The sequence below is a fragment of the Kitasatospora sp. NPDC059803 genome (assembly GCF_042732255.1).
Lineage (GTDB): Bacteria > Actinomycetota > Actinomycetes > Streptomycetales > Streptomycetaceae > Kitasatospora.
In genome coordinates, this window is the sequence record NZ_JBHWIJ010000001.1 from 54,599 (window position 1) to 64,137 (window position 9,539).

The 9,539-nt window shown below is 72.8% G+C and carries 10 protein-coding genes; 3 read left to right on the forward strand and 7 right to left on the reverse strand.

Annotation, left to right across the window (positions count from 1 at the left end; translation table 11 throughout):
* Positions 1–153: 153 nt before the first annotated feature.
* Complete coding sequence (locus tag ACFV6I_RS00270; RefSeq protein WP_380423082.1) at positions 154–1,245, reverse strand: Lrp/AsnC family transcriptional regulator; 1,092 nt, start codon at positions 1,243–1,245, stop codon at positions 154–156.
* Positions 1,246–1,421: 176 nt separating this feature from the next.
* On the opposite strand from ACFV6I_RS00270, the gene ACFV6I_RS00275 reads away from it, so the two are divergent.
* On the forward strand, positions 1,422–2,606 hold the full coding sequence (locus tag ACFV6I_RS00275) for a M20 family metallopeptidase (protein WP_380423083.1): 1,185 nt from the start codon (positions 1,422–1,424) through the stop codon (positions 2,604–2,606).
* Positions 2,607–2,694: 88 nt separating this feature from the next.
* Positions 2,695–3,021, forward strand: coding sequence for a nuclear transport factor 2 family protein (locus ACFV6I_RS00280; protein ID WP_380369424.1), 327 nt, complete (start codon positions 2,695–2,697; stop codon positions 3,019–3,021).
* An 83-nt stretch (positions 3,022–3,104) separates the two neighbouring features.
* On the opposite strand, the gene ACFV6I_RS00285 is transcribed toward ACFV6I_RS00280, so the two are convergent.
* Positions 3,105–3,791: a hypothetical protein gene (locus ACFV6I_RS00285; protein WP_380423084.1), complete on the reverse strand. Its 687-nt coding sequence runs from the start codon at positions 3,789–3,791 to the stop codon at positions 3,105–3,107.
* 185 nt (positions 3,792–3,976) lie between these two features.
* Entirely contained in the window at positions 3,977–4,786 is an 810-nt protein-coding gene (locus tag ACFV6I_RS00290) for a hypothetical protein (protein WP_380423085.1), read from the reverse strand.
* Between the two features lie 372 nt (positions 4,787–5,158).
* On the opposite strand from ACFV6I_RS00290, the gene ACFV6I_RS00295 reads away from it, so the two are divergent.
* Positions 5,159–5,584 (forward strand): hypothetical protein, encoded by a 426-nt coding sequence (locus tag ACFV6I_RS00295; RefSeq protein ID WP_380423086.1) that lies wholly within the window; start codon positions 5,159–5,161, stop codon positions 5,582–5,584.
* Positions 5,585–5,749: 165 nt separating this feature from the next.
* Here ACFV6I_RS00295 and ACFV6I_RS00300 read toward each other — a convergent pair whose 3' ends face one another.
* The 4 genes from ACFV6I_RS00300 to ACFV6I_RS00315 all read right to left on the reverse strand — a co-directional run bounded on the left by ACFV6I_RS00300 (position 5,750) and on the right by ACFV6I_RS00315 (position 9,232).
* On the reverse strand, positions 5,750–6,940 hold the full coding sequence (locus tag ACFV6I_RS00300; protein WP_380423087.1) for a cytochrome P450: 1,191 nt from the start codon (positions 6,938–6,940) through the stop codon (positions 5,750–5,752).
* Positions 6,941–7,003: 63 nt separating this feature from the next.
* Complete coding sequence (locus ACFV6I_RS00305) at positions 7,004–7,966, reverse strand: DUF2332 domain-containing protein (protein WP_380423088.1); 963 nt, start codon at positions 7,964–7,966, stop codon at positions 7,004–7,006.
* The gene (locus tag ACFV6I_RS00310; protein WP_380423089.1) at positions 7,954–8,964 is read right to left on the reverse strand and encodes a polyprenyl synthase; all 1,011 of its coding nucleotides are present in this window, start codon (positions 8,962–8,964) and stop codon (positions 7,954–7,956) included. Before ACFV6I_RS00310 ends, ACFV6I_RS00305 begins: the two co-directional genes overlap by 13 nt.
* A gap of 109 nt (positions 8,965–9,073) precedes the next feature.
* Positions 9,074–9,232, reverse strand: coding sequence for a hypothetical protein (locus tag ACFV6I_RS00315; protein WP_159398670.1), 159 nt, complete (start codon positions 9,230–9,232; stop codon positions 9,074–9,076).
* Positions 9,233–9,539 lie beyond the last annotated feature (307 nt).

The window sequence follows — 9,539 nt, forward strand, 5'->3', positions numbered from 1 at the left end:
CCGTGTCCGCGTCCACCGCCCCGCGGGGGGGCGGGGGGGGGGCCCATCCCCCGTCATTGGCCGCTAACCCGGGGGGGGGCGGCGGGGCGGGCGCGCGGGGCCCCGCAGCCCCTGGCGGCGGCGCGCTGCAGCAGGGACCGACCTGAACGGCCGTCAGGAGACCGGGATCGGATCCCGCCAGATGTCCAGCGGAACGGCGCGGACCGCGCGTCCGTCCCCGTCGAGGATCCGGCCCATCCGCTTCACGGTGCGCAGCGACACGCGGCGCTCGGCCACCCGCAGGTCGGGGAACCTGCGGGCGAGAGCGATTTCCAGCCGCTGGACGTCGGCCAGGGAGCGCTGCCAGACGGAGAGCAGGAGGTTGTGCGGGCCGGTGACGGACACGCACAACCGGACCTCGGGGAGTCTGGCGAGCTGGGGGCCGACCTCGTCGAGCCGCTCCGGGGGAACGTCGGCCCGGAAGGTCGCCAGGACCGGCCGGCCGGCGTCGCGGGCGGCGATCTCGCAGCGGAAGCGGATCGCGTCGGAGGCGGCCAGCCGGTCGAGGCGCCGGCGCAGCGTGGACGGGCTGAGCCCGGTGGCGGCGGCCAGCTCGGCTTGGCCGAGGCGGCCGTCGACGCCCAGTCTGATGAGCAACTCCCGGTCTTCTTCCCGGACTTCGGCTCGCACGCCGGACGGCGTCCCGTAGCCGGCCAGGTGATCGTCGTGCAGTTCCACGCGCTGGGCCTGGTCCAGCGAGTCCAGTCGCCAGCGGATCCCCTCGGCGTAGAAGCCGGTCGCCAGGTGGACGCGGACGGCGTTGACCCCGGGGAGTGGGCCGAGCCGTTCGGCGGTGTACCGGGAGACCGTCGCCAGGTCGGTGAAGGCCACGGTGACGACGAGGTCGCAGCCCTGGGCGACGTGTTCGATGCTCATCACGTGCGGGTCCTCGGCCAGTTCGTCGGCGATCTGCCGGAGCCGGCCGGGAGCGCAGTCGAGGTCGAGGTAGGCGACGCACCCGCGGTCCTCGGGGTGCGGCAGACCGTAGGCGGTCACCCAGGCGATCCCGGCCTGCGAGAGTCGGCGCCAGCGGCGGGCGGCGGTGACCGGGCTGATCCCGAGGGTCTGGCCGAGCAGCGACCAGGGTGCGCGGGGCCGCAGCTGCAGCGCGTTCACCAGGGCGAGGTCCAGCTCGTCCACCGTCACCTCGGCGCCGGTCGTCGCGGTGCCGGTCACCTCGGTGCCGGTCGTCGCGGTGTCGGGCATCTCGGAGCCGGTCACCGTCGGCTGCCGGTGGATTCGTTCATCGAAGGGCCTCCTGGTGGCGTGATCCTGCGAAATCGCGGGCAAATCCCGCCGCGAGATCCAGAATCACGGAACAAGATCGCTCTGCACAAGTTCCCGACAAGGTCCCGCCACGCGCGGGATCGAAGGAGGTGCCCGTGTCCCTGCACGACGACGCTCTCGCTCTGGCCCCAGACCTGGTCCGGCTGCGCCACGACCTGCACCGGTTCCCCGAGTTGGGCCTGGCCCTGCCGCGCACCCAGGAGCGGGTGCTGCGGGCCCTGGACGGCCTGCCGCTGGAGGTGAGCCAGGGCTCGGCGCTGAGTTCGGTCACCGCGGTCCTGCGCGGCGGCCGACCGGGGCCGGCGGTGCTGCTGCGCGGCGACATGGACGGCCTACCGGTCGCCGAAAAGGCCCCGCTGCCGTTCGCCGCCGACAACGGGGCCATGCACGCCTGCGGACACGATCTGCACACCACCATGCTCGCGGGTGCCGCACACCTGCTGGCCGCACGGCGGGAACAGCTCCACGGCGACGTGGTCTTCATGTTCCAGCCGGGCGAGGAGGGGTGGGACGGGGCCGGGGCCATGCTGGCCGAGGGCGTGCTCGACGCGGCAGGCAGGCGCCCGGTCGCCGCCTACGCCCTGCACGTGTCGTCGGCCATGCGGCACGGGGAGTTCGGCTCCCGGCGCGGGCCGATCATGGCCGCTTCCGCTGCGCTGAACGTCACCGTCCACGGTGCGGGTGGCCACGGCTCGGTACCGCACCGGGCCAAGGACCCCATCCCGGCGGCCTGCGAGATGGTCACCGCCCTGCAGACCATGGTGACCCGCCGCTTCGACGTGTTCGATCCGGTGGTGGTCACCGTCGGGCTGATCCGGGCAGGCACCCAGCGCAACATCATCCCCGAGACCGCCTACTTCGAGGCGACCGTGCGCACCTTCTCCGCCGAGGCGCAGTCCAAGGTCGCCGACACCACGGTGGAGCTGGTCAGAGCCATCGCGGCCGCCCACGGCCTGCGGGCCGAGGTCGAGTACCTTCCCCAGTACCCGGTGACCGTGACCGACGGGGCCGAGACCGACTTCCTGGCGGACACCGTCCGGGAGGTCTTCGGCGAGGAGCGCTTCCAGCCGATGCCGAACCCGATGACCGGGTCGGAGGACTTCTCCCGGGTCCTGGACGCCGTGCCGGGATCGCTCGTGTGGCTCGGCGCCGCCCCGAAGGGGACCGACCCCGACGACCTGCCGGTCAACCACTCGCCCTACGCGGAGTTCGACGACGCGGTGCTCCCCGACGGGGCCGCGCTCTACGCCGAACTCGCCACCCGCCGCCTCGCTGCCTGAGCCCGGCCGAACCCGTAGCACGCAACCCTGCTGAACCCGCAACCCGTAACCCGTAACCCGTACTGCCAAGGAAGGAACGATCAACCACATGACCGAACCGCGCGACGTGGTCGAGCAACAGCTCGCCGCCTACAACAGCCACGACATCGACGCCTTCGTCGCCACCTACGCCGAGGACATCACGATCCACCGGGCCGACGGCACCCGACTCCATGGCCGGCAGGCTCTGCGCGACAGGTACGCCGGGCAGTTCGCCAAGGGCCGCTGCCGCGCGGAGATCGTGGGGCGGCTCAGCGAAGGCGACTGGGTGGTCGACCACGAAGTCGCCCACGGCCTGGCCGACGAGCCGGTCCGTGTCCTGGTGGCCTACCGGGTGCGCGAAGGCCTCATAGACCGCGTCGACTTCCTGAGCTGAACCAGCGCAACAGCGCAGGCCCGTACGGCGGCCGTCGTCGTCGCCGTCGTACGGCCGGCCCGCGCCCCTCCGGTGAACGGCCGTCAGAGGCCGGGGACGGCGTCCTTCGCAACGGTGTGCCAGTTGGTGACGATCGGCTTGTCGACCGGCGTGGTGCCGACGGCGATGCTGGCCGGGTTGGGGTCGGCGTTGCCGATGCCCACGATGACGTCGGTGAACTGGATTGCCTGGTTGGTGTTGGTGGTCTTCGTCATGATGCCCGCGTACGCGACCTTGGCGCCGCTCAGGGTGATCGGTTCGCCGGTGGACTGTTCGGCGTTGGCGGCCTCGATGCCGCGCGAGCCGAACGCGATGGTGGGGTGGGTCGCGGGGAGCGTGCAGGTGATGCCCGGCTTGGCTTTGGCCGTGATCAGGAGGTAGCCGCCGGCCTGGGATTCGGACTTCGCGCTGAGGGCGAGGTCGTTGGCGCCGCAGGCCTGGCCGTAGCCGGTCTTGTCGGCGGCGGGGGCGGAGGGCGCGTCGGGCGACTTCGGCGTGGCGGACGACTTCGGTGTGGAGGGCGTCGTGGGCGCGGCGGCGGCCTTCGTCGGCGAGGCCCCGGCGGGTGCGGCCCCGGTGGGTGCGGTCGCGGCCCCGTTGGTCGCGGCGGCGGTGGCCGCGGGGCTGGCGGCGGTGGAGCCCGTGTCGCTGTTGTCCGGCCCGCAGGCCGTCGCGGTGGCGGCGAGCGCCGCGACGGCGGCGGCGGTGAGGGCGAGGCGGCGCGTGCGCATGAGGTCTCCCGATGTCGTTCGACCGGTGAGGTTCACCGGGTGTGATCACCGTAGGCGAGGGTCGTTCACAGGCAGGTGCGGGAAGTATCCCGATCCTGTCCCAGAAACCGATGGGCCTTGTCCGCCGGACAGTTGACGAGGTGTGCCCGGCCGAAGCCGGAGAGCGCTGCGTGCGGGCCGCAGCCTCAGACGCCGTCCTTGTGCCCGTTCGCGACGAGCAGTTGCTCCATGCTCTTGTGGGCGGGGGCGGCCTCGGTGTTGCTGTCGTCGTGGAACATCCTGAGGTACTGGACGAGGGCGCTCACGCACGTGTCCCGCCCGTCGTACTCCGCGTTGTCGACGAGTCGGCAGTCCTTCGAGATCTCCCTCATCTGCCCGCCGGGAGCGGTGTATACGGGGTGCCAGATCAGTTTCACGTCCGGGTTCAGCCGCTGGACCAGCCGTAGTTCCGGGACTTCCAGCCTGATCAGGATGCTCTCCGGAGCGTAGGCCCGTACGAAGATGTGCACGGGGCCGGTCGCGCGGGACACGAAGGCCTTGGACAGGACGCTCCACATCGGCCCCGTCAGCTTCCAGTCCGGGTGCAGCTCCAGGACGTTGAGCACGCCGCCGATCCGGGTCCGCCCCAGGGGCGTGTGGCCCTTCCGGTACGCGTAGTCGCTGGTCTCGATGCCGCCCGCCCACAGGGCCATGGTGGGCGTCTCGATCTCCAGGTGCTCGGCGATGAGCTTGACGAACTCCTGGTACCAGGTGTTCGACGCCCGGAGCTCGCGCTGCTCCTGGCGGTCGCTCGTCTTCGCCACGGCCTCGTCGTTCAGCGCGCCCTGCGAGTCGACCCCGCCGAGCAGCAGCTGCCAGGCGGCGTCGGCCTGGGGCTGCGGAATGCCCGCGGCCTTCGTCAGCTCCTGGTACGGCCCCCACTCGGGGTGCTCGGTGGGCCTCGTGGCGTAGTGCTCGTTCAGGCCGCCCTTCTGACGCTGCACCTGGCGTGTCACCGCGGCGTTCCCCACCTGCCGCTGGAGCGCGGCCAGGCCCGTGAGGCGTGCCCCGTGCCCGGCGGCGGCCGGCGCCGCCGTCTGCCGCTCCGCGGCTCTCCGTGTCTCGCGCACGCCCTCCCCGCCCTTCCGGCCGTCCCCGCCGAGTCTACGGGTGGCGGGGCGGCGGGGCGAGGGACGAAAGGGCAGACCCGGGGCCGTGCGCACCCCCCTCCGTGCTGTCGGTGGCCGCCGGTGCCGCGGGCCTGGACGACGCCGGGCCGCGTCATAGTCCGGCCAGGGGGCGGCTGCTCCCGATAATCGGTGAGGCGCAACCGCGCGCCCACGCAGAGCGCAGCCCCCGGGCGGGGGAGTTCCAGAGGAGGTTGGTTCATGAGCAGGACGAAGAGGACCGGGACGAAGGCGCGGGGCGGCCGGGCCGCCGTGATCGGTGTGCTGGGCCTGGCCTCGGTGGCCCTGGCCGCCGGGCCGGCGTTCGCCAAGGGCGACGTGGAGGTCACGGCTCCGCACACGGCGCGGGTCGGCACGACCTTCACGGTCACGGGGCACGGGGACGACGACGGTGCCGCCTACGTGCAGGTGTGCCTGGAGGGCCGCAGCAGCGGGTCGACGTGGGAGCGGATGACCTGCGGCGCCGTGGTCGAGACGGGCACCGAGGCGGAGGCCGTCGCGCAGGTCAAGGCCGCACACAGCGGCGCCCTGGAGTATCGCGCGGTGCTGTTCGGCCTGACCGGCCTGGACGACCGCCACCCCGTTCGCGAGAGGACCTCGGATCCGGTGACGGTGGAGGTCCGCTGAGACCGGCGGCGCGGCCGCTGACGGCCGGGCGACACCTGGGCCGCACCTGGGCCAAGACCGCCCAACTGCCCTGCCCCGGCGCGGAAGCGGCCGAGGCGAAGTGCGGCCGCCGCATGGGGAATCGGTCTGGACACAGGCGAACAGCACGGGTTGGCGGGCGGCCGGTCAGTTCCGGAAGGACACGGGGAGGTTGGCGTAGCCGCGGAAGGTGAGGCGGTCGCGGCGCGCTGCCGGGCCGGCGCGCCGCATGGCGGGCAGGCGCTCCAGCAGCAACGGGAGTGCCAGTCGCGCCTCCGTACGGGCCAGCGCCGAGCCGAGGCAGTAGTGTGCGCCGGCGCCGAAGGAGAGCGACGGCGGGGAGTCCCGGAACGGGTCGAACCGGTCCGGGGCGGTGAAGTGCGCCGGATCGTGGTTTCCCGCCCCGAGGAGCAGCAGGATGTGGCTGCCCTTCTCGATGCTGCCGATGCCGTCGATCTCGATCGGCTCGGGTGCCCACCGGCTGGTGAGTTGCAGGGGCGCGTCGAAGCGTGACACCTCTTCGACGTACCGGTCGGTCAGGCCCGGGTCCGTCCGCAGCCGCGCGGCGAGGTCGGGGTGGTCCAGGAGGGCTCCCAGGCTGTTGCCGAGGAGGTTGGCGGAGGTCTCGAATCCCGCCAGTAGCAGGAACACCAGGTTCACGACGAGTTCGCGGGTGGACAGCTCGCTGCCGTCGCGGTCGTGCGCCAGTACCAGTGCGGTGATCAGGTCCTCGCCGGGTTCGGTACGCCGGAGCCGGGTCAGCTCGGTGACGTACGCTTCCAGGTCGAGGGCGGCGCGGTCGGCCGCGGTGGCGGGGCCGGTGGGACGGAACGGTTCCAGGACGGCGGTCGTCTCCTGGGCGCGTTCGCGCAACCACTGGTGCTCGCCGGCCGGGACACCGAGCAGTGTGCCGATGATCCGGATCGTCAGCGGGTAGGCGAACTCGTCCATGAGGTCCACGGCCTCGCCGTCGCGGCCGATCTGGGCCAGGTGGTCGGCGAGGGCGGTCGCCCGTGCGGTGACGACCTCCTTCAGCCGGTCCGTCCCACGGGGTGAGAAGGCGTCTGCGGCGAGCCGCCGGACGCGGGCGTGGTCGGGGCCGTTGGCCTTCATCATGGAGTCCGCGATCAGGCGTGCGGCGGCACCGTCCGGCCAGCCCCGGACTTCCAGTCGCGGGTCGCGCAGCAGTGCGTTGACGGCGTCGTACCCGGTCGCCGCGTAGAACCCCGGTCGCAGGCGCACCACTGGCCCGTGGGACCGGAGGGCGGCGTACGCGGGATAGGGGTTCTGGCGGCCGGTGGGTGACGCCAGGTACTGGAATGCCTCGCCGGGCAGCATGCCGGGATTCCTCACGTAGGGATCGGGTTTCTGGGTCGAGCGAGTGCCGTGAACGCCCTGGGCTCAGGAGTACTGGATCAGCTGGAGCCGTGGCGGCATCGTCCAGTCGTGGGGTTCGAAGGCGATGCGGGTGAGCGGCGCGGTGGCGGCGGCATCGGTCATGATCCCTTCCAGGGCGTCCTGTTGGCCTGGTTCGAGGAACCCCCAGAACAGGCTGTGCCAGACCACCGTGCGCACCGACGGATCGGCCGGCGTCGCCAGCTCGCGCCGCAGCCACCCGACTGCATCCGCCTGGTCCACCCGGACCGGGGTGCGGGCGGCGAGGTCGAGCGCGTCGTCGAGGGCGGCTCGCAGGAAGGTGTGTTCGAAGGGCAGGTAGCTCCGTACGGTCTGCACGTCGGCCGGATCGGCGGGGTCGCGGGGACGCAGGTCGCAGCCCGCGCGCGCCACGATCCGGATGTTTCCGGGGTTCGGACCGTGGGCGGGTAGCCGGACCGGTGAGGCGGGGTCGCCCCACTCCCAGCCGGGCCCGAACCACCGGTAGCGGTCGATCAGCAGGTTGAGTCCGGCGCAGGCGCCGAGTTCGAGCAGTCGGATCCGCTGGGCCCGCACCAGTGCGAGCCCGTGCAGCAGTGTCGCGGCCCGGACGGGCTCGTGCTGCTGCACCGGGTTGTCCAGCGCGGTGGCGATCTCGGCGGGGTGGTCGGCGATCGCCGTGACGAAGAGGTCCCACGACCGGTCGGTGCCGCGCGGTTCGAGTCCGTCCGCCGCACTCGACTCGGCCAGGTGTGAGGTCAGCCGGGGAAGCCTCCCGGCGGTCAGCAGGCCCTGGACCCCGGCCATGGCGCGGATGGTGAACAGGGGCGCGCCGGCCTGTGGGTGCCGTCCGATCAGGAGGGTCACCGGCCCGCCGCGCTCGACGTCGTCGGCGAGCCTGGCGAGCAGCCCCGATGCGAAGGGAGCTGCCCCGGCGGATCGTGCGGCCATCGATCGCAGCAGCTCCGGTCGGTCGATCAACTCGCGCACGGGGACACTCCGTTCGGCACTGTTCGGGCGGAGGTGTGGACCAGACCGTGCAGCAGCTCCCGGTACGGGCCGTCCGGAGCGAGTCGGTCGAGCACCGCGCAGCAGTGCTGCCGCAGCGACTCGACCCGGCGTTCGTAGCCGTCGAGGACGGACGGATCCCGCAGCGCGGCCCGCAGCTCCCCGCGGGCGCCCGGATCGGTGCCGGCCCGGGCACGCAGGTCCAGCAGGTGCTCCCGGTGCGCGGGGGCGGCGACTGCGAGTGCGTGGGCCAGCAGAAGGGTGCGAGTGCCGTTGGCCAGATCCTCGAACTCCTGCGTCGCGCTGGGAGCTCCGTCGTTGCCGAGCTGTCGCAGGACGCCGAAGAGTTCGCCGAAGGTCCGCCAGGAGCGCAGCGTTTCGGGCCGGTCCGTGGCGAGCCTGGCTGCCATCACCGCGTCGCGGCCGTAGGCGGCGCCGCTCTTGCCCCGGTAGCAGGCCATGACGGACCGCCACGTCACGGGGTCGTCCGCCGGCTCGGCGATGTCGGCCAACTGGCCCTCCAGCGCGTCCAGTGCGGTGCGGACCAGTTCCTGCTCCCAGGAGAGGCGGATGTCCGGGGCTGCCGAGTACCGGTCGGCCACCCGGTGGGGCAGTGTGCTCCCGCAGGCCACGGCTGCCAGGGTGGTGCGGGCCAGTTCGGACCTGCCCCGGGGTGCGGCCGGGCCCTGGCCGTCGGCGAGGTCGTCGAGGGCTTCGGCCCCCGCCCACCACAGCCGGGAGACCGCACACACCGCGGCCGCCGGCCGGGGCTCGCCGGTGATCGTCCCGAGGACGGCCATGCCCAGGAGGCGGAAGGGGCTTCGGCCGCCGCCGTCCGCCGCCAGCAGGCCGGTGACCGCGTCCGCCAGGCTCGGGTGGTCACGGCGCAGGTCCTCCAGCACCATGGCGATCTCCGTGCCCACGGCCGCGAACCAGTCGGGGGGAACCGTCAGTGGATCGGCGGTCTCGGTGGGATTCATCGGTGTGTCCTTGTGGTCGGGCCCGCCGGCACTCCGGAGGCCGTTGCGGCGCGGGGGAGGACCCGCACTCGCCCGAGGGGGCGCCGGGCGAGTGCGGGCAGGGCACCGATCAGCAGTAGGTGTAGAACCCGCCACCCATCACGGCGGCGATCCGCTGGTCCGCGCAGGACGACGGCGTGCTCGGCTCCGCGGGCTGCTCACCCTCCAGCAGGCGCTCCGCCGCCTCGATGACGGCGAGGGTGTCTTCGTCAAGTATGTTCTGCGACAACGCAGTTCTCCTCTTCAGGTAGTGGGCCGCTGGCCTGCCGCTTGCTGCGGGTGCACCAAGGGCCGGGACTGGCTGTGACACTACGGAGGCGGGAGCCGGAGCGGTTGTACGTCAGTGCACGGGAAATGTCCCAGGAGAGAATCGGAACTGACGATCTGTCAGTATCGGTGCTTCGCTGATGTACCCCGGCTCGATGCCCTCGCGGCGACGTTCTCGTGCTCCCGTGCCGCGGGGCCCCCCGCGCCGCCCCCGCGGTGGCGAGAGCGCGGGGCCCCCCGGGGGGAGGCGGGCGCCGGGGGGGGGGGAC